This window comes from Pseudomonas sp. GW823-FHT02C02 (genome assembly GCF_058797635.1).
This window is the reverse complement of sequence record NZ_JBXAJV010000007.1, coordinates 14,095-35,304: the sequence shown is the minus strand read 5'-3', so window position 1 is coordinate 35,304 and position 21,210 is coordinate 14,095. Positions and strand designations below refer to the sequence as shown.

The window sequence follows — 21,210 nt, the reverse complement described above, 5'->3', positions numbered from 1 at the left end:
AAATCGAGGCAAAAAAAAACGGCCCGCTATCGAAATAGCGGGCCGTTTTTATTCAATCATCCATTCCCCGACCGCTGAACAAGCGGCCGATCATTTCCATGGAATATCCCCGATAACTCAGGAAACGCCCTTGCTTGGCACGTTCCCGAACGTCTATCGGCAGATGCCCGGCAAATTTGCGCCGCCAGGTATCTTCCAGTTGCTCCTGCCAATTGATACCGCTCTCGCGCAAGGCGAGTTCGATGTCGTTACGTTGCAGGCCGCGCTGACTCAGTTCTTCACGAATACGCAAAGGGCCGTAGCCGGAGCGAGCACGGTAGGAAACGAAGCTTTCGAGGTAACGGGCTTCGGACAGCAGGCCCTCTTCCGTCAAACGGTCGAGTGCTGTGTCAATCATTTCAGGGAGAGCACCGCGCTGACGCAGTTTACGCGTCAGCTCGACTCGACCGTGCTCGCGTCGTGCGAGCAGGTCCATGGCGGTTCGCCGCACTGCGACGAGTGTATCGAGTACGGCGGTCATCGGATCAATCAGATATCAGCGTCAGCCAGGTCATCAGCCGTCTCTTTGACTGGCGATGCTTTGACGTCCGGCGCCGGGGTCAGCAACTTGTCACGCAGTTGCTTCTCGAGCTTGGCGGCGATTTCCGGGTTGTCTGCCAGGAACTTGGCCGAGTTGGCCTTGCCCTGACCGATCTTGGTGCCTTCATAGGCATACCAGGCGCCGGACTTCTCAACGAAACCGTGCAGCACGCCCAGGTCGATCATCTCGCCGTTGAGGTAGATGCCCTTGCCGTAAAGAATCTGGAACTCGGCCTGACGGAACGGCGAAGCCACCTTGTTCTTCACGACTTTGACGCGGGTTTCGCTACCGACGACTTCATCACCTTCTTTCACCGCGCCGGTACGACGGATGTCCAGACGAACCGAGGCGTAGAACTTCAACGCGTTACCACCGGTGGTGGTTTCCGGGCTGCCGAACATCACGCCGATTTTCATACGGATCTGGTTGATGAAAATTACCAGGCAGTTGGCGTTCTTGATGTTACCGGTGATTTTACGCAGCGCCTGGGACATCAGACGGGCTTGCAGGCCCACGTGCATGTCACCCATTTCGCCTTCGATTTCAGCCTTCGGAACCAGCGCGGCCACGGAGTCGACGATGATCACGTCAACTGCGTTGGAACGCACCAGCATGTCGGTGATTTCCAGGGCTTGCTCGCCGGTGTCCGGCTGGGAAACCAGCAGGTCGTCGACGTTGACGCCCAGTTTGCCGGCGTACTCAGGGTCGAGGGCGTGTTCGGCGTCGACGAATGCGCAGGTCGCGCCAGCTTTTTGAGCCTGGGCGATCACCGACAGCGTCAGCGTGGTTTTACCGGAGGATTCAGGACCGTAGATTTCAACGATACGACCTTTTGGCAGACCGCCAATGCCGAGCGCGATGTCCAGACCCAGAGAGCCAGTGGAGATAGCCGGGATCGCCTGACGGTCCTGATCGCCCATACGCATTACGGCACCCTTGCCGAATTGACGTTCGATCTGACCCAGGGCCGCAGCCAAGGCTTTCTTCTTGTTGTCGTCCATTAAAGTCCTCACGTAATCAATAAGGCCTGACGGCCAACACCTGTATAAGTAGCCAGTATTATTCCACAGCGTTTCAGGATCGCCTACCCCTGATTTGAGATTTCTCCAGCGGCATGACGCAGCAGCCCCTCTAGCGCGGCCTTAACCGTTTGTCGGCGGACCTCATCGCGGTTACCGGCGAAGTGCTGCACCTCGCTGAACACCTGCTCACCGACGCCCCAGGCCAGCCAGACCGTGCCGACCGGTTTGTTCGGCGAACCGCCATCGGGGCCGGCCACACCGCTGACCGCCACGGCAAAATGCGCCTGACTTTTTTCCTGAGCGCCGCGAACCATCGCCTCGACCACCTCGCGACTGACGGCGCCGACCGTTTCGAATAATTCGGGAGGCACGTTCAACTGCTCGGTTTTCTGTCGGTTGGAATACGTCACATAACCGGCCTCGAACCACGCCGAACTCCCCGGAATGCGAGTGATCGCCTCTGAGATCCCGCCGCCGGTACACGACTCGGCTGCGGCGACGTGGGCATTCAGAACCTGCAAGCGCCTGCCAAGTTCAGCGGCCAGTTGAGTGATTTCTTTCACGGTCATCTCCTGAGCGAGCGGAATGAGCACTACCGTACACGAGCGAATTGCGCTTGCAAGGCACAGGATCGGTCAAAATGTTATCGAGCGATGGCTCTGACATAGGCCTGGCAAGCCTGCAAGGCAATCAGTCCGCTGTCGCCGGCATCGGTGATGGCGATAATTCGTTGAGCATGCGCCGGGTCAAGTCGGGCTCGCGCCGCTCCATGATCCAGGCTGCGGGTGCTGGCGGAGGCTGGCACTGAATTGCCTGAGGCAACGTCGCCGGCATCGAGGAGGACTGACAAGCGCACATCAGCAGTGGCAAGACGATCGCGCAGGCGACCTTGATCACGTTGGGCATCGGTAAGCGCTCGGTAATGGGTTTGTTCGCTGGCCGACAGACGCTGCTCCAGCGCCAGACGCTTGTCCTGCTCGGCCTGTTGCTGCGTGGCGGCGGCCAGCGTCAGCTGATTCAGTGCCTCGGCATGCAGCCTGGCCAGCTCCGCGAGTTGCCGGCCATAGCGCCAATCCTGAAAGTGCCAGGCCAGCGCCGCCGATCCGCCGGCCAGCACTGCCAGTAACACAACAAGGCCGATCACCCGGTAAGAAATCGGCATCAGGCTGAAGGCTGGCATAACACCGCCCTCGCCCGCGCCCACAGCTGCAGACGATCTTGCAGACCGTTAAGCCCACCGTTTATGCGCCGGGTGATGCTGTTGAACTGATCGCGGTCGGCCAGTTCATTGAGGCCGTTTTGCTCCCAGAACCACGCGGCTGATTCGGCGGCCCATTGGGGTTGTTCCAATAGCTGCGGAACAAACACCAAGCGATCATCGCCGAACAGTCCGAGGCTGCATTGGAGGTAGTTGTCACGACCGGTGATCTGGATCAGGCCTCGGCCGCGGTATTTTTGGCCGTCGCCGTCGAGCGCAGGCGTATTTCCCAAACGTGCGGCCAACGTGCCGGTGTCGTACTTGCTGAGGTATTGATTACTGCCCAACTCTCGTACGTATTGCAATTGTCCCGACTCGTGCCCGACTTGTGCCAGAAACGCGGCGATACGTTTGGGTGTATTGATGTTGAATCGCCCCATGGCGATGTTGAGACTGGAAATAAAAACGCCCGCTTGCTGGCGGGCGTTGGGCAGGATGCTTTGCAACATGTGTTGAGTAACCGACATGATCCCCCCAGAGAGAGAATGGAAAACAGCGTTGATGTGATTGGGTTGGCGCATTCACGAATCGAGCAAGGTCGTCAGGCCTTGGCGTCCAGGCAGGTTGCCTCGATCGAGCAGCGATAACTTTTCTCCCGACTGCCGCTGGCGGTCACCTTGTCGATCGACCAGCGACCGCGCATGAAATCCGGCCAGGTGGGATCCAGCAGTACGACGCCTTCGGCGGACAATCCGGGATTGCCCGGGCACTCGATCGTCACCTTGAGGGCTTCACGCAGCATCCGGCGGACCTCGCCCTCTCCGGCAGCCCGGGCATCGCCTGCACTCTGGTAGCGCTGGCGCATCGTCTTGAGCGGCGCGATGCCGCTCTCTACCTCCTGCACTTTGCCGGCGGCCGCGTCCCACCAACCGGTTTTGCAACCCTGATATTTCGCCCGGGCAGTTTCCACCAACACTGCAGAGATAAAGGCGTTATCGCCCGGGTGATTGTTGGTCGTCACCGACAGCTTTATGTTCGGTAGAACTTTGCCCGACAAAGATTTCACCTGACCGCGCCGCGCCAACACATACAGTTCGTTGATCGGCTTGGCGACGGCGTCATGAAGGTGAGCCAGCCGGGTCAGAAAACCCATGTCCGTTTCGTTGGACTGATCAATGTGTTCGATTCGGATCAGCGCCAGCTCGGGTGCGACGCGAGGCGAAAACCCGTGCCTGGACGTCAATTGGCGAAACAGCGCACCCAACGTCGTCGGACCATGGCTGACCGATCGACGCTGCTTGAAACCGGTCAGGTCCGCCGCACTGAACGGCGCCGCCGTGGCCACCAGCGTCAGACGCAACGGGAACAGCGTCGGTGTACGTCGTGTAACGACGAACTCGCCTTTGTCCACCAGTCCCGACTCCCGATAACCGACCCGCAGGCCGATCTTCCCGCCCAGGTCCGGCAAGCCTTCAATCCCGTCCAGACTGAGGATCAGCGTCAAACTATCGGACTCGATTCCCGCCGCATCGACGTGCTGCCAGGAGAGCAATCGTTCGTTAAGCAGCGCAGCGTTGGCGCCATAAATTTCCACCGCGGGGGTGAATCCCAGTGACATGTTGCCTCCTTAATCCCAGGCCGAAACCGGCGTGGGTGCAACGGGTTTTACATCCAGTTCCGGCAGGACCACCCACACCCCCGCCGGCAACACTGCAGCGTATTCGGCCAGCCCCGGATTGAGCCGCCAGAGCGCTTCCTCGACGGCGTCGTCACAACGCCCGAGCTCGCGGTAGAGCAACAGATTTGCCGAATCACCGGCAATACTTCGAACCCTATGCATTGGCGACCTCCATCAGCTCGATCGTCCAGTCGACCACCATCGCGGTACCGTCATCGATGATGTTGTTTTGGGTTTCGGACACATCGTTGATCCGCCACAAGCCCCAGTTACGACCAATGCCGTCAACCAATGGCAAAGGGATGCGCAGCGCCTGCAAGGCACGCAGTTCATCGAGCCGATTCATGGCGGTCGCGTACATTGATTTGCCCGAAATCGTCAGGGTTTGCAGGCCTTGGCCGATCTGGCTGGACTTGGGTTTGCTGGTGAGAATGTCGATGTTCGTCCAGCCACCGCTCGACTTGTGCACCAGGGCGCTGTAGGCGAAGTTTCTGGACAGGCCAAAAATGAAACTGCCCAGGACCATTTGCTGGCGCATTACGTACCTCCGTCGGTCAGGGCCGCGTCACTTCGCACAGAGAGCGGATTGATCATCATCGGCATAAACTCGCCGTTGAACTGCATACGCAGATTCGCCATGATTTTCTGAGTCAGTCGATCAGAGTCCGTCGGATCGGCACCGGTGATCTGGATGACGGGCGAGTAGTTGAACTGCCGGTTGTCCATGGGGTTGCTGGTCAGGTCCTTGCTGACCTGGTCCGGTGACCGAAGCCGGTCAACCTCGGTGTAGAGGGACTCACCAAGCATTTCCCCGCCCTCACTGCCCACGTAGGACCCGATCAGGCCGCCCACCAACGCTCCAATTGCAGTGCCCACAACCGGGACCGGGATGAAACTGCCGATCACCGCGCCGGCAGCAGCGCCCGCATAACCGCCGGCCAAACCGCCGACACCCGATCCGAGAGCACCGGACGCGGCTTTGTAATCACCCGCCAGCAGCGCTTTAATGCCGTCGTAACTCGTACTGGCGACCGCCATGGGAGCGCCCAGCCGACCGGTGAAGGTCTTGGCTCTGGCCATGGAAGTGACCAGTCGACTGCGCATCGCAGGACGTGGGGCTTTGATGTCAGCAGCACCCTGTGGTTTCTGTTTACCGTTGTTGTCTGGCGTACCGTCGCCTGTCTTTCTCTGGTCTTGACCAACGACCTCATCACTTCTCGGCGGCTTGATCGCAGCGTCCGGTTTAAGCAGTTCTGTTTTTGCGGAAGAAACAATTGACGTGAGCTTGTTCATGATCGCCCCGCGAAACGGGGTCGCAAGCGCTGCACCCAGCAAGGACAATCCGGCGATGACTTTCGGGAATGTCTCAACCACCGAACTGAGGCCGCTGACCACTAGATCGGCGCTGACCATCGCGAGATCCGTAATAGGCGCCACTGCGTTACCGAGCCCCGTATTGAGACGGGTCCAGCTTGCGTCCAGCGCACTCCAGCGTGCTTGCGAGGTATTGCCACGGGCGTCGGCAGTCTCTGCCATTGAGCCTTTGCTCTTATCGGACGCCACCGTAAACGCGGTGTTCAGGTCCTGGGGGCTCTTCAGCAACTCGCGGATGCCGACATCGCCCTCAAACAGCGTCTTGATCAATGCACTCTGTTGCTCGGCTGGCTTGCTACTCAGCACCGCCAGCACTTCCTTGATCGCTCCCGATGCGTCCGTGCGCATCCTGCTGGTCAGTGCCCCCGGCTCGATATCGAGCTCGGCCCAGGCAGCCCGTTGCTCAGGTGTAGCCGTGTCGCCCTTGCCGAACGCCGTGCCCAGCGTCTTCAGCGATGCCCCGGCGCCGTCCTTGCTCACCGAAGCGCTCAGCAGGGCCGCTGCGATTGCAGCCACATGCTCGGGCTTCATGCCCGCCGCCAGACTCGTCTCGCCGCCGTTTTTCACCACCGAACCGATGTCTGCTGCCGTGGCCTTCAAATCGACCCTGGCACCAAGGCGGTTGGCCGCGTCGCCCAGGTCGAGGCTTTTTGCCCGATCAAGTTTCAACGAGCTATGCCAACCGGCCATCAACTCGCCGGCCTCCTTGGCGTCAATCTTGTACGCAGATGCCATGATGCCGATGTCGCGAGCGAAATCCGTCAGCACTTGCGGAACGTCATCCGAGTTGACGTTTTTGACCAGCCCCTCATTGACCGCTGCCAGTTGCACCTGCACCAGCTGCACACCCGTCGTACCACTGGTGGAGGTACGTTTTTCAGTGGCTATTCTCGAGGCTTCATTCGCCAGCACCTGAAGAGCTTCCGGGTCCAGCTGCAACTTTTGATTGAGATCGACCAAGGCCGTCTGCATTGCCATCGCCGGCTTCAACTCCTCCGGTGGTGCACGCTGGTCAACCTCGGCCTTGAGCTTTGACTTTGCCTCACCGGCTGGCGCAGGTGCCGACGCATTTGTCTTGAGCAGCGACTGCTGCGAAGCCAGGGTGCCGTTCAACGACACCAGGGTTTCGCGCAGCTTTTCCTGCGCCTCCACCAACAGACGGATGTCGTTGCTGGCTGTTGTGAGTGCCAGATTCAGCCCCGACAAAGGATTCGTGATACCGGCAAGTCCCGGTGTTTCTGATGCACTGCCGAGTGGCGGCAGCTCAATGCTCTTGATCTCCGCACCGGGCGGCGAATATTTACTCTCTGCCATCCCGCTCTACTCCTGTTTCACGCCAAGGCGAGTGATCGCGATGTCGTATCGGCGCAATGCCTTGCCGGCGTCCCATTCCAGAATGTCCGCCTCACTTACCGAGTAAATGAGCGGTACCACATCGAGGATTACTTCGATGTCGCGCTCCGAAAGAAGTCCGCCGGTTTGTTTAAAAAATCGTCGATGCGTACCTGAAGCTGTGTCCAGTCGGGCACGGTCAACAGATCCAGATCGGGAAGCATCAGCCCGGTGCAATGGGAGGTGATGAACTCGGCGCGTTCCTTGGCAGTTTTCAGTTTTTTCATCGCCTTGGTGGCGCGCAGCACCGGCATTTCCAGGGTGAGCGAGGTCAGGCTGCGGCCCGCAGCGCTGAGTGGTTGCAGCAGTTGCACTTGATCGGGATCGTCCGATGCAGCATCAGTGTCCTGCTGTAGAAAAAACGACGCCGGACGGGTCGACATCTCATGCACGTACTGCGCGATGCTCACGTAGTCCGGGCGTTTGAGCTGGTCGAGCTCCTTGACCGACAGGCCCGTGGCCAGTTTCGCCAGTTCGAAGAACTGATCGTCTTCGTCATCGCCGGCACGGGCCAGGGCTTCTTTCTGTGCGGCGTAAAACAACGGTTTGAGCTGTATCTGCTCGAGTGTCGATTGGTCGTCGGCGGTGATCGGCGACAACAGGACGTGAACGGGAGGCGTCCAGGACATGAAATGAATTCCTTGGTTGTGCAACCTGTGGGAGTGAGCCTGCTCCGGCCGGCGTTCCGACGATGGCGGCGGTACACCCGACATCAATGTGTCAGGCACACCGCTATCGCGAGCAGGCTCGCTCCCACAGGGATTGCGTTTAACGGAGTTGCATTGGGGTAGTGCGAGGGGCTACGGAATCAATACCGCGCGGCGGGCATCACCGAGAATGTCCACGCCATTGAGCACGAACTTTTGCGTGCGCACGTCGATGTCGATCACCGGAATGCCATTTTCGAGGCGGTTGTAGGTGCGGCAGGAAAGTTCGAGCGTGGTGGTGGGTTTATCGTTCATCTTGAGTGTGGCTTCAGTCAAAGACTTAAGCTGACCGCCAACGGTGTGGTACGTGAACCAGGTATTGCCGTCCTGATCCTGACCCGCCTCGCGCACGTTGAGCAGAATGTCTTCTCCCAGCCTCACGCCCAAGGAGAGCATGATTTCCGACCCCATACCCTGCAGAACCAGTTTGGCTGATAGCGCGGTGGCACTTTTTGCCATTGACTCGGTGATGAAGCGCCCGCCCGTCATCGTTTCCATTACGAAATCGATCTTCGGCGGTTCGAAACTCTCCACGGTCGCCGACAATGGCAAGCCTTGCAGAGTGGCCGCGATGGCCTGTCTTACGCGGTTGGTAAACATTAGAGAACATCCTCCAGGAACTGCTCGATGATTTCATCGCGGGCGTTGAGTTGATAAACCATGTGTTCGTTCGGCGCGTAGCGGCCGTAGTCGATGACGATGAACCAGGTGCCGTTCTTGTACTTCTCGACGCTGTTCAATTCCGGGTGCAGGTACACGCTGCCGCCGGGGATGGTTTCGTCGGCGACCAGGGTTTGCAGCCAGTCGTTGATGCGCTTGACCTCCTGATCCATGAACGACTTGGTCAGGTTCTTGGCCATCGCTTTCTGACCGGCCTTGACCAGCTTGCGGCTGATCGCATCTTCGAGGCCGACGTAGCTGATGAACTTGCCGGTGATGGAGCGGTTACCCAGCAGCGAGAAGCCGCCGAGGATGGTCCGGGCGTAGTAGCTGATGCCGTAGCGGTTCAGCAGATCGCCTTCGGTGGAGGTGTCGAGGATGTTGTATTCCACAACCCGCGAAACGTCTTCGGCGTAGGTCACCTGGTTGCCCGGGCTCTCCCATTGCTTGACCTTGGCCAAGGCGGCGATGGCAAGACTCGATGGCGACAGGAACACGTTCTTCTTCGCCGCTTTGGAGTAAACGGCCGGCATGTTGTGCACGACCAGGCAACGGTCGAAACCGAGGTCCGCGCCGCCCAGTTCCTGGCTGTAGGTCACTTGATCGGCCACCGCGGCGTCCTTGCCGTCGAGTACCACCCGCGCCTTGATACGCTTGCCAAACGAGGCGAACTCGCTGGCCACGGCTTTGGTGCCGGTGAAGCCTGGCGCACCGATGATGGTCAGGTCTTCGGGCACACCGCTCAACGCGGCCAGGCCCAGTTTGCGACCGGTCAGGGGCTCAACGCCGCCGATCACGTTATTCACCGTGTCCGCCGGGGTTGCGCCCTCTTCGACGATGACCACGTAGACCGGCACCTTGACCACTTTCAGGATCTGGAACACCGCGTGGAACAACGTGCCCGATTCAGTGCCGGTCGGATCGAGCAGCGCCTGGGTGGTGAAGCTGTTGATGCGAAACGGCGCATTGCGCGGAATCAGCGGATCGGCCTTCGGCGCCGTGCCGATCAAACCGATGACGTTGTCACCGAGGCCTCCCATGGCCTCGGGGGATTCGGTGGCATTGACGGTAATGCCGTTGTGCTCGAAGTTAAGAACCTCAGCCATGGTTATTCAGCCTTCTTGGCAGCGGCCTTCACGGCCTTGGTGGATGTGGATTTCAGCTCCAGGCGACCGGCGCTGAGCAGTGCGTTGGCTTCGACTTCGAGCAGGTCGAGTTCCTGGCCGGCGGTCGACCAGTGGCCGCGTCCGGTGGGGAACGGGACGAGGACGGTGTAGGTTTGGCGTTCAGCCATTTGGGTTTCTCCAGATGTGAAAAAGCCCCTGAATGAAGGGGCTGTCGGGTGTTGATTAGCGGATAAGAAAACGCCCCGACGGTGCGGGGCGTTTATTTGAGCTGGCCAGACAGCCAGGTGGGTGCAACCGGGCGGTGATCTGCCTGGGGAAACTCGGCCCCTTGCGGCCAGTCGCGCAACTCGCGACGGTAGGCTTGCAGCTCGGCGTATTGCTCGGTTGTCAGGGTCGTTGCGCCGCCACCATCCAGTTCGTCGCGCTGACGTGCCACGATGCCATCGGTTTTCGCCAACTGCCCATCACGCCAGGTGCGCTCGAGGTCAGCCAATTGCTCAGGAGCCATCGGCGGACGTTCAATCAAAGAGGGTGGATACGTATCAAAGTTGATCTTGATTAACTGCGACTGGCCGTTCAAAAGCTCGGCGTGCAGTTCGAGCGATATTTCGACAGCGTCCGCGGGAAGCTCTCCGCCCAAATCTGAATCGTGAAAAAGACCGGTTGTCTTACTGCTGTAAATCATCTGATTTCCCCTTTACATGCCGAAGGCAAGTACGCGGACTGCCGATTGGCTGGCGGTGTAGTTGGACTGCACAACGACCTGGCCCAAGCCGTTGGCCATACCCGCCACAAACGGAGAACCGGTGGAGCCATAAATAGTGCTGTCTGTCATTGAAACGTTGCAGCCGAAGTTCTTGCTCGGAAAAGCAATGGGCAAATTAAAAGGAGTGCTCAGCGCCGCGCTTGAAAACAGCGCCGTCATCCACTGAATGATCAAACCGGAAGGGAGTTTCTGATAGCCGTTCGCCGACATAAGTGCACCAAACGGTGCAGTCTTGCCAACGACACCGGTACCCAGCAAAACCCAGGCCCCGTCGCCAACGCAGATCATATCCAGATAGGTATCTGGTGGAACCGACCTGCTCGCAGCGGAAGGCGGAATAGAGAGACTTTCCTGCATTTTGTCCGCCCCCTGAGTGGACAAAATCAGGGTTGCAATTGACCAGTTCTGCAATCGAATGGTTGCGCCTGCCTGAATGCCATTAGCCACCGAGTCAGGAATACTGTAGGAAACGGGCCCGCTACCGTAACAGTGAACCATACTGCCCACGTGCGCCGCGATACCGGTCAACGGGGCAACAAACGAGTAAAAACCACCCAGTTCGAACCCTCTGGCCTTGATCCATTCAGTCGTTGCAAGCTTTTTGGTGTTATCAAATCGGGGAGGTGTGTTGCCGAGCACCGCAGCATATTGCAACTGAGCGGAACCCGAAGCCCACCAGCCGGAGCCACCAGCACTGGCCAACTCCAAAGTAGCCCCTGGCACCATTACCAGACTGGTAGCCGACGCTTGACCGGCGCCGGCGTTGATCGTGTCAGCCCCGGCACAAACAACTGTAATGTTGCCACTGCCAATATTGCGGAAATTGATCGCCCCTCCAGACGGCAGACTGCCGGCAGTCGGTAAGGTGACCGAGAACGTTCCAATCATGCTCACGAGGGTGCCGGCTGCTGTCGTCGTTAACGTGGTCGCACCGGTCACGCTGGTCACACCGCGATAGTTGCCTTGGCTGCGCCGGGTAAACTCCGTCGTGGCGATTGCTTTAGAGTCGTCGAACAGCACAGGCGTAGTTGCTGTTGGGCTGATCAGCGCCGGCGAGTTGAGCGGCGCAAAGCCTTGCGTCACGTTCTGGAACGTCAGTGCCGTGGTGCCCAGGACAATCGCCCCGTCAGTGACCAACTGCCAACGAGTATCGGCCAGCGTCGCTCCTTGCTCTACGGAGACGATCAGACCCGACGTCACCTCTGTACTGACGTCCGCGTCTTTCGCCCGAACCCAGTCAGCAACCGCGGCAATATAGAGGCCGTTATCTTTCGCGGCCGTCTGGTTTTTAACGAGAACTCGATCGCCAGCGACAACGGCCACGCCATCGATTGCTTGAGGACCGGCTAACGCGATGTTGGCGATAGTCGCTACGCGCACCGATTGCTTGCTGTCGAGTTTGGCAAGTTCGTCAGTGATATAGGAAGCCACCCACGCACGGGTCGCTTTAACCACGGTGTCGTCGATCAGCAGCGTCACGAGTGAGGCATTGCTCGTTTCGAAAATCGAGCGAATGTAAAACTCTTTGCCCGATCCCGACGTCGCCAATACCGGTTTGAACGACTCCGGATACTTCACGATGGCGTACAGAATCCCAGTATCGGTCCAGATCCCCGCCTCACGCACATACCAGCCGCCCACATCCGGCGGGATGGTCACTTCAGCCAGCAACCAGCTCGGATTTTTCTCATCCTGGAACAGTGCATTGAGCGGCCCGCGCCAGACTTCGCGCTTGAGCGCGGTGTCGTTTGCCGCAGGGTTGTAAACCGCGCCACCGCCGTCACCGACGGAAAGCTGAGACAACTTGATCGGCAAGCCCGCCGCCTTGCAGGCAGTTTCGTAGGCGATCCCCGCATTGGTAAGCAGGGTGTAATAGTCGGCCATTTAGGACCCCTGAGGATAAATAGTGGAGGTTTCGACGGTGTAGAGCCCTGCAGCCATAAAGGCCTGGCCCGAGGTTTCAAGCCCCGCGATGACAATCGGGTACACCGTGGTCAGTTCGCCGCACACGGTGGCCGCGCCGATGACGTGATTGCCGAAGGCGCTCAAGCCGACGGAGATCGTCAAGGTGTCGCGTTCGCTTTTGGCGTCCGCAAGACGTCGATCAAGACGGGCATCGATGTCTTCGCTGTAGGGCTGTTCGGTAAAGGCCCGAACAGAAAAGCTGTAAGGCGGGCCTGGCGGTGTTTGCTCGTACCAGGCGCGCACGTCGGGTCGCAATTGCAAACCCTTGGCAGCGTTTTCCAAGGCCATGCGTGTCCCGGCTTGGCGAGCGGTGGGCCAGGCGAGTTCTACCGTCAAACGCTTTTCGGTTTCGCCCGCCGTGGAACTCCACTCGCTAACACCGCGATCCGCGCCGAGATAAGGCAAGAACGCCAACGGCGTTTCAGCCGGATTCATCAACGCCGGAAACGGCGGCGCAATCCGATCAAGCAATAGGCCGAAACCGAGATCAAGCGCCCTTTCCAGTGGCGAACTGTTGGCCGGCAACAGGCTCGGACGAGGCTTGTCGTCACTCATAACGTATCCACCTCGACCTCGACACCCGTGCAATACGGGGCCTGGAAAGCCGTTGCCACGATTGGCACCAGCGGCTCAAGAATCTGCAACTGAACCGCGCCGGCACTGTGCAACGTGTAGTCGATCCAGCTCGGATCAACGCGTCCCTCCAGTCGATGGCAGCTGTCGGCATACGCCTGCAACTGCTGCTGCGCAGCCACCTTGGTCAACCCGGAGTCAGGCCCGGCGTTGATCTTTGCCACGACCCGGATTTTGTAGGTTTTGATGTGTGCCCCCTGCACCGTGACCAGGTCCGTTTCGGGGCGTACATCAGGCCGGGCGAAATGCTGGCGAACGCCTTCAAGAAGTGTTTCGGATGGCGCTCCATCGCCTTCCCGGGCAAGCACCGTGACCATCACCTCGCCGGGAGCGGTGCGGCGTCCGTTGCCATCTTTGACCTGAGCCGCGTAGCCGTCAGGGTCGAATGTGTAGGTGACCGTCACCACGCCCGCAGCAGCGGTTTCCACCTTCACAGCGGGTCGCTCACCTAGGGTGAACACCTCACGACGGTATTGCATGCGCGACCCGGCCGCCGGTGCATGGGGCGCCAGGTAGTAACGCAACCGGGCGTCATCATCACTTTCATAAACCGGGGCCACTGGCGGGAATGCCGCCGGATCGCCCGGATCGAGTAATTGACGCTCAAGGCCCATGTCCGCCAGTCGCGCATCGAGGTTGCTCCCCGTCGCCCACCACGCCAGCATCTGCTTGATCCGGGCGTTGTATTTACGCTCATGGATTTGCAAGCGCACACAAAAGGCTTCGAGGGCGAGGGTCAGCAACTCGCTTTCGTTGTCGAGGCTGACTTTGAGTTTTTCCGCACGCTCGGGAGAACGGGCGCCGACGTACTCGACGACAAACGTCTTGAACTCCGCGAGCAGGTCCTCGAACGCTTCGACAGTGACGATCGAAGGTTCGGCCAACTGGTTCTGGCCGGGTATCAACATGCTCATGTCACGACCTCGAATGTCTGATTACGGTTTTTCCAGAGACCGGCGAAACGCAACAACAGCCCTGCCCCGAGGCGGCTGGCAACAATGACCTGCGGCTGGAAATCACCAATGCCGTTCTGCTCGTTGTAAAACGCCTGCGCCGCATGGCTCTGGGCAAGCATCAGCAGGTCGTCGCCGAGGTTTTGTCCCAAGAGATTCGGGATCAGAGAACCATACAAAGGACGCTTCTGACGGGTGCCCAAAGGCGTGGTCAGCGCCCGGGTCGCACGCTGTACAAACTGCGGCCAGTCGTCGACCGTTACGCCGGTGTTTCTATCGATTCCGATCATGGAAATCTCTTTATGCAGTGCTAATGACTCGCCCCTGGTGATCCACCAAGGGGCCGCTCAGGTGCACACCGGATGCGTCGAGCAGTAAGCCGGTCGCGCCCAGTTGCAGTTGGATCGCCTCAGGCGTCATGACCCACCGGGCCGGGCCGATGCTCAGCTCGAGCGATTCGCGAGTGCCGGTGAATGTGGCCGGGCCGTTTTGCCAGTGGAGGGTGTGACTGGCGTCGTCATAGCCACTTTCGGTGCCGTCCTGATAACAGCGACGCGTCAGCGAAGCCTGCGTTGAGACCGGAGGAAACTGGCCACCATTGAGGCCGAACAACGCAACGGACTGACCGCCGCTGTCGCCGCCGCCATGGTTCAGCAACACGCACTGTTCACCGATGGAGGGAATACGCGACTCGCTTTGCGCCCCGGCGCTCGGGTTAAAAAAGCGGATGGCCGGCGTCAGCAACTCACCGTGGCGGACCTTGCACGTATTACTGGCCGCATCGACTTCCTCGCACACGCCGATGCGGCAGAGGCTGTCGGTACGTCGATGCAGGTCTTCGATCTCGGTTTCCATTTCGGCCAGGCGCTCGATGATCGGGCCCAGTTGCTGGTTGAACAGTGCGTCGAACATGGATTACTCCTCGAGTGGCTGGTACTGGTCTGGATCGTCGATGTCCGACACCTCCCAGGTACGGGCGAATTTCGGAGTGCCCAACGGGTCGTCCAGCAGCAATGGCCCGAGGTATAAGGTCTGGGTGAAGGAAACGGTCCAGGTGTCGTATTCCCGGGCGCCGCTGATGAATGTGGATGCAACGCCATCGATGCTCACCGGCAGATCGCATTGATCGGCGGGCAGTTTCCAGCGACTGTCAGTGATCAGGCTTTTCAGCTGGCAGCCCAGATCGCAGGCGGCCAGGCCGGAACTGGGCGACACGGCTTGCAACGAAACCGTCATGACATGAGCGATACGCCCGTCATGGGCACGGCTTCCCGACGCATCGTGTTCGAGTGCAATCAGAACCCAGGTCAGATTGCCTGTACTGTCGAAATCTTGATGACTCCCGACATTCAATTCGGGAAAGGCGCCGCGCAATGCCTCGGCAATCGCGGTAAACAGCTGTGAAGGTTTTTCGATGACAACTGGCATTAAGGGCCTCCTGTCAGATTTCAATGTGAAGGTCGGCGATGTCGCCTCACTGTTGATCAGGGCGAGAATCGCGCGGCGGCACTTCGCAAACACCAATCCGCTTGGCCGCCCAGCGCTCATAGAGACCAATGGCCACGTCCGCCCCGGCCATCGCCGTCAGGCAGCCAAATGCGCAAGCGGCCCAGATCGACACGCCGGCGGCATACAGCAGCATGATGGCCGAGACCCCGCAGATCACGCAGGCCCCGGAGCGCAAGGCCAGACGCCGCAGCAGTGACCAGCCGCGGGCGCCGTCCTTGTCGGCGCGCCACATTTCGCCGGACACCCCGCCCACCAGCGCGAGCACGATGACGAGCCAGATCGGCATGTCCAGCAACGCTTGTTGCTCGTTTGTCATGTCACGCCTCCCGGGGTGATTGATGCGTGCTTGAATGGCACGACGTGAAAAGGCATTGAAAAAAAACCGGCGAGCGCCGGGTTCTTCGGTGATGCATTGCTATCCGTTGCGATGGCTTGAACGAACTGTTGGATTACCAGGGAACGACGGGCCAATTGATGTTTCGCGGATAGCTCGGTTGATTTTTCACTTCACTCACGGCGACGACGTATTGCTTGTAGGCCAACAGCAAAGCTTCGTCCGACGGTGAGGCGATGCCGAGATCAATCTTGTATGGCAAAGGATTGAACATCAGCCAACGGCCTGCCTCTTCCAGAAATTGCTGTGTGCGACCAAGCGCCTGATTGAGCAGCTCTTCGTAGGGAGGCTCCGTAAACGTCCAGACATCGTCGATTTGCTCTGCCTTCCATCCCACCCGAATTTCCGTGTTACCCGTTACATCAACCCAGAAAATCCACGGTGCGATGGGAGTCGGCGCTTGCTCGGCATCCACCAGTGCGGTGACCTTGCCATTCATCCCGTCTGCGCATGCATATCGGTTCATCTTCCAACTCCTTGTAAAGTTTGCAGCGGACGCTGCTTTTCATTTCTGCATGCCGGGTCGCGCAGCGACAGCCATTGCACGCGCTGCGGACGGGTCATGCGGTCTTTGTTTTGCTGCGATTTCAGATCGTGTTCAAGGCAACTCGGGCCAGACAATGGTCAGCGGAAAGCCAGGCTGTTTATTGACCTGATTGAAAGCGATGCAGTACTCCTTGAAAGCCAGCAGGTAAGTCTGCTCCGCGGTAGTGGCCACGCCCACGTCGACTTTGAATTGCAAGGCCAGGGACTCAACGCTGGCCGTGACATTGTCGAGTCGCCGGACCTTTTCATTGCGCAGTTGCTCACCGTGCGGCGAGCTTGGATAAGGGAAGCCCGAGTTGAAGCGCCATACACCGTCGGTGTTCACGGCGTTGTAGGAGTAGTCGACCTGGTTGCTGGACAACCCGGAGACCTCGACCCAGAGCTGGTCGGACGGAAACTCGTCAGCGATGGGGTTTACGGTCTGGTAGATGTTGTCGACTTTGCAGCCGACAATGCGTGCGCACTTTTTTCATGTTTATGTCCTTATTGATCACCGGCATCCCGGTGTTTCGACTCCTACCCCGAGGTAGGCATTCCAAAAAGCCCGACGCTTGCCGGGCTTTTCAGTAATGCGGTCCTTCGCGTTGATCTTTCGGCGCTACTGGCGCGGTACGGATCCATTCAGATTGTTTTTCCGACCGCGGTCCCTGCCCGCCGGATAACTGCTTCTGGTGCTTTACGCTGCACACCCGGGTCAGTTGCCAACCCTCTGAACCGTTGAGGCCGGTTCATCGCTGCCTTTTGTGGTGGAACTAAAGAGCTTCGTTTCGAGCTGCTTTGTTGAGCGGCTTGAGACAAAGAATATGCATGGATGCATATACAGTCAATGCGCAAATGCATTTATTTATACGCTATAAATGCACTGGCGCATGAAAGCCCTGCAAACAAAGGCGCTGACGGTTTGTGGCAGGCGAAAAAAAACCCGCTCGGTGGCGGGTTTTATTGCAGGGCGGTGAGGTTAACGGGCGTACATGCCCCACCAGAAGACGTGACCGAGGATGACGATTTGCTCTTCCTGGACTTCCTGAAAAGTGTAGTCCTCGTCCGGGTGTTCATCCCGATTGAAGCTGCGCAGGCGAATACCGGTCGGCAAGCGATAAAGCTGTTTCACCCGCAATTGGCCATTGTGATTGATGGCATACAAGTCGCCATCAATGATGTCGCCAATCCCGCACTTGCCCGCATTCACGCCAACGGTGGCGCCATCGCGCAGCACCGGCAGCATACTGTTGCCGCGCACCGTCACGCATTTGGCCTGATCGAATTGCACACCGTTATGGCGCAAGCTGCGCTTGCCGAAGCGCAGGCTAGAGCGCTCGCTTTCTTCGATGACGAATCTTCCTGATCCAGCAGCCAATTCAACCTCGCGAAGAAAGGGGACCGACACCTCGTCATCATCGACGGGCGTGTCATCGTCCCACAGACTTATATCCTTGAGTTCGGAATGCAATTGATCGCGCCCGGCATTGGCGGTGGCAGCGACATCCGCGCGCCCGCGCAACTGATCGGTGCTCACAGCGAAGTACTCGGCGATCTTCGAAATGTGTTTATCCGAAGGGTCGACGATCTTCCCGCTGAGGATTCGCGAGAGAGTGGATTGAGGCACGCCGGTGCGACGGTGAAGCTCCGTGGGGGAGATCCCGTGCTGATCGAGCAGCGCTCTTAAGACGGTAGAAACATTGCGTTTTTGCATAACGGGCATAGTGCTTGAACTTTTTTCGGAAGACAAATGCTGATTCGCATAAATCATGCATAAACATTGGAAATGTGCGGCAGGGCTTTCATGCCTGCGTCCGGCAGACCGCTCATGTTAACCTTGCGCCCATCGCGGAAAAGCCGGGCTGATGTCCCTCCTTTGCCCTACACCTTTCAACGAATTTGCCTGATATCCGATGAATAAAGCACTGTCCGATCTGTCCTCCCACACGCCAATGATGCAGCAGTACTATCTGGAATGGGCTACAGGGCTTGTGGCTCAAGGGTATGCATTGGCCATTGTCTAAAACACTACCCCGACATAAGCGCCTTTCGGGCCAATGAAACCGAGCAAGGGGGAGGTAGTTTTAGACAGCGTTTCGGCCCTTCCCGTCCTCATTTGCCCCGCGCCGGCAAGTCGTTTGCGGTGTCAAAGCCTGGGATGCCGTATATAAATCAATCAAGGCCTTTATAATCAAGGCCTTGAGCTACAAATCGCCCACAAAAAGCAGCACCTTTTGCGACTCTTTAGAATCCAATAAACATTGGCCCAAACGGTTGCGTTTTGGGGAAGAATATCCACAGTAGAAATCCCACCACCGGCGTCCTGCCGACCGTACACAATCCAAAATCCTACAGCTCGTCGCCTCACCCTCGCCCGAATCCTGCGCCTCGATTACTGTATATCCGAACAGTATCAATAAGGCGTGACCGTGGACCCCCTCGAAATCGAAGACACCAGCGACTGGCTTGGCTGCCCAACTGAGCTTGAGACCTGCCGCTATTTCCTGCGCATCACCGAGAACGAGGTGCAGGAACTGACCCTGCAATTGCGCAAAGCCCGCGAAGACATCTTCGGCCTGGTCCAGATGCACGCTGGTGTCACCAAAGAATGCGGGGGACTGCGTGCCGAACTGATGCAGGCCAAGGCCGACCTCGCAGATTCAAACCGCAGAGCCACCGAAATTGAGACGAGAAGCAACTGGGAGCTGATGGCCAAAGGCAGGCACATCAGCGAACTCACCCTCAAGATCCGCGAGTTATCCGGCGAGAAGCCATTCGAGAGCCCTTTCCCCATTCAGCGGGACACCTCCGGCAATTGAGCCCGGGGCCGGGAGCTACGGCACATCCTTGAAAAAGACGTGACCACCGAGCCTCAGCGTCTGCTTCGCCTTCGCCGCCCAGACCGGAGCCTTCTTCATGGCGATCGCGTAATAGTGCGTGGCGCCGCCGGTGGGATCTGGCACCTTGCCGTCGATCACCTGGTCAGCAGCGATCCGCGCTTGGGCAAGCTCCCGGAACTGGATAGGCTTGCCCCCACTGAGGGAGGCGTAGTTCGGATCGTTCTTGTTCCAGCAGCTGAACTGATACGGCGCCTGGCACACGCCGGCATAGCCCTCCCCCCACCATGACTTGGTCTTGCCGTCGTTCACGCGGTTACGAATAGTCCAGGCCACGGCAATCTGCCCGGCAAGGCTTTCACCCCGCGCCTCGCCCCACAGCGTGCGCGCGAGGATGTCTCTGTCTTTTTCTGTAACGGTCATTCTTTTCTCCGGACAAAAAAAAGCCCGCTCGATGGCGGGCCTTATGAAAGAAGGTGTGTCAGTTGGAAGAAATAACCGGCAGCGCCAAGGGGCTTCGGTAATACATCACAGCTGGAACGTACAGGGTGTTGATGGCGTAGCTACGCGACTTCTGCAACTGATTGACGTTTGTGTTTGGAACGATGGCCCCAACTGTTGGGCTGAAGAAAATCGGTTTGGCACCAATCGAGCGGATATAGTCCAGCAGATAAGTCATCTGCCTTTGCAGGTCTTCGTTGGACGTGCTGAAGTAGTAGTTGTTGGTGCTGACATTGATCCACACATAGTCAGGCTTTTCAGGGGCGACGTCCTTGAAGAACCTGGCGACCATCTGATCGATCCGATTCCCCACAATACCCTTGCTAACCACAACCGCTTTATCCAGGCGCTTGATCAGGCGATAGTGGAAATCGCCACCGGAAACGAACCAGCTGTCACCGAACAGGACGTGCTTGCCATGGTTCAAGTCTTCAGGTTGGGACAACGCATGGTAATGGGTGATCGACCCCGGGTAGAAAACAGAATCGCCGGAGTTTGGCACCGTCACCTTTATCCGCACTTTACTGCCGGCGATGATGGTGTATGGGATGTCTTGAGAAATGATTGTGTCGTCCCGGTTCACCCGCACCTTCGCCGCTTCGATGACTTCCCCGGTCTTGCGCAGTTCCACCACTGATATATCCAGCGCGGCAGATTGCTTGCCGGCCTGGGTGCCAGGATTGATGACCACGTTCGTAACAATATTCTCGTAAAACATGACCTCGGCTTTGGAAGCCACGCCGCCGCCAGCAGCTTGCGTTCGAACCTCCATGGCCAAACCGTCTGCAACCTGTCCGCCTACGCCTCCATAATCCACAGTCGCCACGCTGGTGACTTGGGCCCCATTGATGGGCTCCCAACCTGAGGACACCTTGAACTGCGCAGCCCTGCGCAACATCGGCCGGGTGCTCAGCTGGCGTAGCGCATCGTCAGCAACGCAGGCAAACCCGTATTTGTTGGCGTGGGAATCGTTGTTGTAGAAGTTGTAGACCTTGCCGCCAGCGGCTATCGGGCTGGGCAGCGGCCGATCTATCTGCAAGGCGCCGTCAGTGACGGCCTTGACCACTACCGGATAGAAGGTTTTGTCCTCAGCCTCGTAACAGGCCAATTGACCGCGGCTGAAACCAGAAGTGTTAGATACAGGGATTGTGAAGCTGCCCGCCGGGATCGGGGCATTGGCGGTGGCCTCGACAATGGCGCCTGGCTCTGTTGGAAACCAACCTACCCCGGACAGTGTGCCGAAATGAAGATCGACAAATGCCGGATTCAAGTTGTGAGTTGGCTCGGCTGCGACTGAAAGGGAAGTAACCAGGCAAAGCAATAAAGCGAGGGGGTAACGCATGCGGGACAAATCCGTCCATGAATGTACCCGCATTATTACATAGAGGC

27 protein-coding genes are annotated in these 21,210 nt (G+C 58.5%); 1 reads left to right on the top strand and 26 read right to left on the bottom strand.

From position 1 onward, the window contains the following. Positions 1-52 precede the first annotated feature (52 nt). The 24 genes from recX to AC1ROI_RS13935 form a co-directional block, all read right to left on the bottom strand. Positions 53-520 (bottom strand): recombination regulator RecX, encoded by a 468-nt coding sequence (recX, locus tag AC1ROI_RS14050; protein ID WP_010462714.1) that lies wholly within the window; start codon positions 518-520, stop codon positions 53-55. A gap of 8 nt (positions 521-528) precedes the next feature. After that, entirely contained in the window at positions 529-1,581 is a 1,053-nt protein-coding gene (gene recA / locus AC1ROI_RS14045; RefSeq protein ID WP_007907270.1) for a recombinase RecA, read from the bottom strand. Between the two features lie 83 nt (positions 1,582-1,664). Continuing rightward, complete coding sequence (locus AC1ROI_RS14040; RefSeq protein WP_010462721.1) at positions 1,665-2,165, bottom strand: CinA family protein; 501 nt, start codon at positions 2,163-2,165, stop codon at positions 1,665-1,667. 80 nt (positions 2,166-2,245) lie between these two features. Further along, positions 2,246-2,782: a lysis system spanin subunit gene (locus AC1ROI_RS14035; RefSeq protein ID WP_102594294.1), complete on the bottom strand. Its 537-nt coding sequence runs from the start codon at positions 2,780-2,782 to the stop codon at positions 2,246-2,248. Beyond that, the gene (locus tag AC1ROI_RS14030; RefSeq protein ID WP_102594293.1) at positions 2,764-3,327 is read right to left on the bottom strand and encodes a glycoside hydrolase family 19 protein; all 564 of its coding nucleotides are present in this window, start codon (positions 3,325-3,327) and stop codon (positions 2,764-2,766) included. Before AC1ROI_RS14030 ends, AC1ROI_RS14035 begins: the two co-directional genes overlap by 19 nt. 74 nt (positions 3,328-3,401) lie before the next feature. Continuing rightward, entirely contained in the window at positions 3,402-4,418 is a 1,017-nt protein-coding gene (locus tag AC1ROI_RS14025) for a phage tail protein (RefSeq protein ID WP_102594292.1), read from the bottom strand. A 9-nt stretch (positions 4,419-4,427) separates the two neighbouring features. Then, positions 4,428-4,640 carry a tail protein X gene (locus AC1ROI_RS14020; RefSeq protein WP_102594291.1) on the bottom strand — a complete coding sequence of 71 codons (213 nt, stop codon included), beginning with the start codon at positions 4,638-4,640 and terminating at the stop codon, positions 4,428-4,430. Beyond that, positions 4,633-5,016: a phage tail protein gene (locus tag AC1ROI_RS14015; RefSeq protein ID WP_102594290.1), complete on the bottom strand. Its 384-nt coding sequence runs from the start codon at positions 5,014-5,016 to the stop codon at positions 4,633-4,635. The genes AC1ROI_RS14020 and AC1ROI_RS14015 overlap by 8 nt, the downstream gene beginning before the upstream one ends. Beyond that, entirely contained in the window at positions 5,016-7,166 is a 2,151-nt protein-coding gene (locus AC1ROI_RS14010) for a phage tail tape measure protein (RefSeq protein WP_102594289.1), read from the bottom strand. The genes AC1ROI_RS14015 and AC1ROI_RS14010 overlap by 1 nt, the downstream gene beginning before the upstream one ends. Before the next feature lie 128 nt (positions 7,167-7,294). Then, complete coding sequence (locus AC1ROI_RS14005; RefSeq protein WP_102594288.1) at positions 7,295-7,873, bottom strand: phage tail assembly protein; 579 nt, start codon at positions 7,871-7,873, stop codon at positions 7,295-7,297. A 171-nt stretch (positions 7,874-8,044) separates the two neighbouring features. Then, entirely contained in the window at positions 8,045-8,551 is a 507-nt protein-coding gene (locus AC1ROI_RS14000; protein ID WP_102594287.1) for a phage major tail tube protein, read from the bottom strand. After that, positions 8,551-9,717 carry a phage tail sheath protein gene (locus tag AC1ROI_RS13995; protein ID WP_102594286.1) on the bottom strand — a complete coding sequence of 389 codons (1,167 nt, stop codon included), beginning with the start codon at positions 9,715-9,717 and terminating at the stop codon, positions 8,551-8,553. The genes AC1ROI_RS14000 and AC1ROI_RS13995 overlap by 1 nt, the downstream gene beginning before the upstream one ends. 2 nt (positions 9,718-9,719) lie before the next feature. Next, positions 9,720-9,905, bottom strand: coding sequence for a hypothetical protein (locus tag AC1ROI_RS13990; RefSeq protein ID WP_102594285.1), 186 nt, complete (start codon positions 9,903-9,905; stop codon positions 9,720-9,722). A 92-nt stretch (positions 9,906-9,997) separates the two neighbouring features. Further along, complete coding sequence (locus AC1ROI_RS13985; protein ID WP_102594284.1) at positions 9,998-10,423, bottom strand: phage tail assembly chaperone; 426 nt, start codon at positions 10,421-10,423, stop codon at positions 9,998-10,000. Between the two features lie 12 nt (positions 10,424-10,435). Then, positions 10,436-12,388, bottom strand: coding sequence for a phage tail protein (locus AC1ROI_RS13980; protein ID WP_102594283.1), 1,953 nt, complete (start codon positions 12,386-12,388; stop codon positions 10,436-10,438). Continuing rightward, positions 12,389-13,024, bottom strand: a complete 636-nt coding sequence (locus AC1ROI_RS13975; protein ID WP_102594282.1) for a phage tail protein I — start codon at positions 13,022-13,024, stop codon at positions 12,389-12,391. Beyond that, a complete protein-coding gene (locus AC1ROI_RS13970) occupies positions 13,021-14,016 on the bottom strand; it encodes a baseplate J/gp47 family protein (RefSeq protein WP_102594281.1) in 996 nt (331 codons plus the stop codon). Before AC1ROI_RS13970 ends, AC1ROI_RS13975 begins: the two co-directional genes overlap by 4 nt. Beyond that, entirely contained in the window at positions 14,013-14,345 is a 333-nt protein-coding gene (locus AC1ROI_RS13965; RefSeq protein WP_102594280.1) for a phage baseplate protein, read from the bottom strand. The genes AC1ROI_RS13970 and AC1ROI_RS13965 overlap by 4 nt, the downstream gene beginning before the upstream one ends. Before the next feature lie 10 nt (positions 14,346-14,355). Beyond that, a complete protein-coding gene (locus AC1ROI_RS13960; protein ID WP_102594279.1) occupies positions 14,356-14,967 on the bottom strand; it encodes a phage baseplate assembly protein V in 612 nt (203 codons plus the stop codon). Between the two features lie 3 nt (positions 14,968-14,970). Further along, positions 14,971-15,483, bottom strand: a complete 513-nt coding sequence (locus tag AC1ROI_RS13955; RefSeq protein ID WP_102594278.1) for a hypothetical protein — start codon at positions 15,481-15,483, stop codon at positions 14,971-14,973. A gap of 46 nt (positions 15,484-15,529) precedes the next feature. After that, positions 15,530-15,880 (bottom strand): phage holin family protein, encoded by a 351-nt coding sequence (locus AC1ROI_RS13950; protein ID WP_102594277.1) that lies wholly within the window; start codon positions 15,878-15,880, stop codon positions 15,530-15,532. A 133-nt stretch (positions 15,881-16,013) separates the two neighbouring features. Further along, positions 16,014-16,424, bottom strand: coding sequence for a tail fiber assembly protein (locus AC1ROI_RS13945; protein ID WP_083374908.1), 411 nt, complete (start codon positions 16,422-16,424; stop codon positions 16,014-16,016). Between the two features lie 132 nt (positions 16,425-16,556). After that, positions 16,557-16,865: a tail fiber assembly protein gene (locus tag AC1ROI_RS13940; protein WP_224795545.1), complete on the bottom strand. Its 309-nt coding sequence runs from the start codon at positions 16,863-16,865 to the stop codon at positions 16,557-16,559. 597 nt (positions 16,866-17,462) lie between these two features. After that, positions 17,463-18,197 carry an XRE family transcriptional regulator gene (locus AC1ROI_RS13935; RefSeq protein ID WP_102594303.1) on the bottom strand — a complete coding sequence of 245 codons (735 nt, stop codon included), beginning with the start codon at positions 18,195-18,197 and terminating at the stop codon, positions 17,463-17,465. Between the two features lie 715 nt (positions 18,198-18,912). Between AC1ROI_RS13935 and AC1ROI_RS13930 the strand changes: the two genes are divergently transcribed. Beyond that, the gene (locus AC1ROI_RS13930) at positions 18,913-19,302 is read left to right on the top strand and encodes a hypothetical protein (protein ID WP_102594275.1); all 390 of its coding nucleotides are present in this window, start codon (positions 18,913-18,915) and stop codon (positions 19,300-19,302) included. Between the two features lie 15 nt (positions 19,303-19,317). Here the strand turns inward: AC1ROI_RS13930 and AC1ROI_RS13925 are convergent, their stop codons facing one another. After that, positions 19,318-19,743 (bottom strand): cell wall hydrolase, encoded by a 426-nt coding sequence (locus AC1ROI_RS13925; RefSeq protein ID WP_102594274.1) that lies wholly within the window; start codon positions 19,741-19,743, stop codon positions 19,318-19,320. A gap of 58 nt (positions 19,744-19,801) precedes the next feature. Then, the gene (locus AC1ROI_RS13920) at positions 19,802-21,163 is read right to left on the bottom strand and encodes an SGNH/GDSL hydrolase family protein (protein WP_102594273.1); all 1,362 of its coding nucleotides are present in this window, start codon (positions 21,161-21,163) and stop codon (positions 19,802-19,804) included. Between the last annotated feature and the right edge of the window lie 47 nt (positions 21,164-21,210).

What these genes read in the sequence shown, in the direction of transcription:
- recX (WP_010462714.1), bottom strand. Translation starts at nt 520, where the DNA reads ATGACCGCCGTACTCGATACACTCGTCGCAGTGCGGCGAACCGCCATG.
- recA (WP_007907270.1), bottom strand. Translation starts at nt 1,581, where the DNA reads ATGGACGACAACAAGAAGAAAGCCTTGGCTGCGGCCCTGGGTCAGATC.
- AC1ROI_RS14035 (WP_102594294.1), bottom strand. Translation starts at nt 2,782, where the DNA reads ATGCCAGCCTTCAGCCTGATGCCGATTTCTTACCGGGTGATCGGCCTT.
- AC1ROI_RS14030 (WP_102594293.1), bottom strand. Translation starts at nt 3,327, where the DNA reads ATGTCGGTTACTCAACACATGTTGCAAAGCATCCTGCCCAACGCCCGC.
- AC1ROI_RS14025 (WP_102594292.1), bottom strand. Translation starts at nt 4,418, where the DNA reads ATGTCACTGGGATTCACCCCCGCGGTGGAAATTTATGGCGCCAACGCT.
- AC1ROI_RS14020 (WP_102594291.1), bottom strand. Translation starts at nt 4,640, where the DNA reads ATGCATAGGGTTCGAAGTATTGCCGGTGATTCGGCAAATCTGTTGCTC.
- AC1ROI_RS14015 (WP_102594290.1), bottom strand. Translation starts at nt 5,016, where the DNA reads ATGCGCCAGCAAATGGTCCTGGGCAGTTTCATTTTTGGCCTGTCCAGA.
- AC1ROI_RS14010 (WP_102594289.1), bottom strand. Translation starts at nt 7,166, where the DNA reads ATGGCAGAGAGTAAATATTCGCCGCCCGGTGCGGAGATCAAGAGCATT.
- AC1ROI_RS14005 (WP_102594288.1), bottom strand. Translation starts at nt 7,873, where the DNA reads ATGTCCTGGACGCCTCCCGTTCACGTCCTGTTGTCGCCGATCACCGCC.
- AC1ROI_RS14000 (WP_102594287.1), bottom strand. Translation starts at nt 8,551, where the DNA reads ATGTTTACCAACCGCGTAAGACAGGCCATCGCGGCCACTCTGCAAGGC.
- AC1ROI_RS13995 (WP_102594286.1), bottom strand. Translation starts at nt 9,717, where the DNA reads ATGGCTGAGGTTCTTAACTTCGAGCACAACGGCATTACCGTCAATGCC.
- AC1ROI_RS13990 (WP_102594285.1), bottom strand. Translation starts at nt 9,905, where the DNA reads ATGGCTGAACGCCAAACCTACACCGTCCTCGTCCCGTTCCCCACCGGA.
- AC1ROI_RS13985 (WP_102594284.1), bottom strand. Translation starts at nt 10,423, where the DNA reads ATGATTTACAGCAGTAAGACAACCGGTCTTTTTCACGATTCAGATTTG.
- AC1ROI_RS13980 (WP_102594283.1), bottom strand. Translation starts at nt 12,388, where the DNA reads ATGGCCGACTATTACACCCTGCTTACCAATGCGGGGATCGCCTACGAA.
- AC1ROI_RS13975 (WP_102594282.1), bottom strand. Translation starts at nt 13,024, where the DNA reads ATGAGTGACGACAAGCCTCGTCCGAGCCTGTTGCCGGCCAACAGTTCG.
- AC1ROI_RS13970 (WP_102594281.1), bottom strand. Translation starts at nt 14,016, where the DNA reads ATGAGCATGTTGATACCCGGCCAGAACCAGTTGGCCGAACCTTCGATC.
- AC1ROI_RS13965 (WP_102594280.1), bottom strand. Translation starts at nt 14,345, where the DNA reads ATGATCGGAATCGATAGAAACACCGGCGTAACGGTCGACGACTGGCCG.
- AC1ROI_RS13960 (WP_102594279.1), bottom strand. Translation starts at nt 14,967, where the DNA reads ATGTTCGACGCACTGTTCAACCAGCAACTGGGCCCGATCATCGAGCGC.
- AC1ROI_RS13955 (WP_102594278.1), bottom strand. Translation starts at nt 15,483, where the DNA reads ATGCCAGTTGTCATCGAAAAACCTTCACAGCTGTTTACCGCGATTGCC.
- AC1ROI_RS13950 (WP_102594277.1), bottom strand. Translation starts at nt 15,880, where the DNA reads ATGACAAACGAGCAACAAGCGTTGCTGGACATGCCGATCTGGCTCGTC.
- AC1ROI_RS13945 (WP_083374908.1), bottom strand. Translation starts at nt 16,424, where the DNA reads ATGAACCGATATGCATGCGCAGACGGGATGAATGGCAAGGTCACCGCA.
- AC1ROI_RS13935 (WP_102594303.1), bottom strand. Translation starts at nt 18,197, where the DNA reads ATGCAAAAACGCAATGTTTCTACCGTCTTAAGAGCGCTGCTCGATCAG.
- AC1ROI_RS13925 (WP_102594274.1), bottom strand. Translation starts at nt 19,743, where the DNA reads ATGACCGTTACAGAAAAAGACAGAGACATCCTCGCGCGCACGCTGTGG.
- AC1ROI_RS13920 (WP_102594273.1), bottom strand. Translation starts at nt 21,163, where the DNA reads ATGCGTTACCCCCTCGCTTTATTGCTTTGCCTGGTTACTTCCCTTTCA.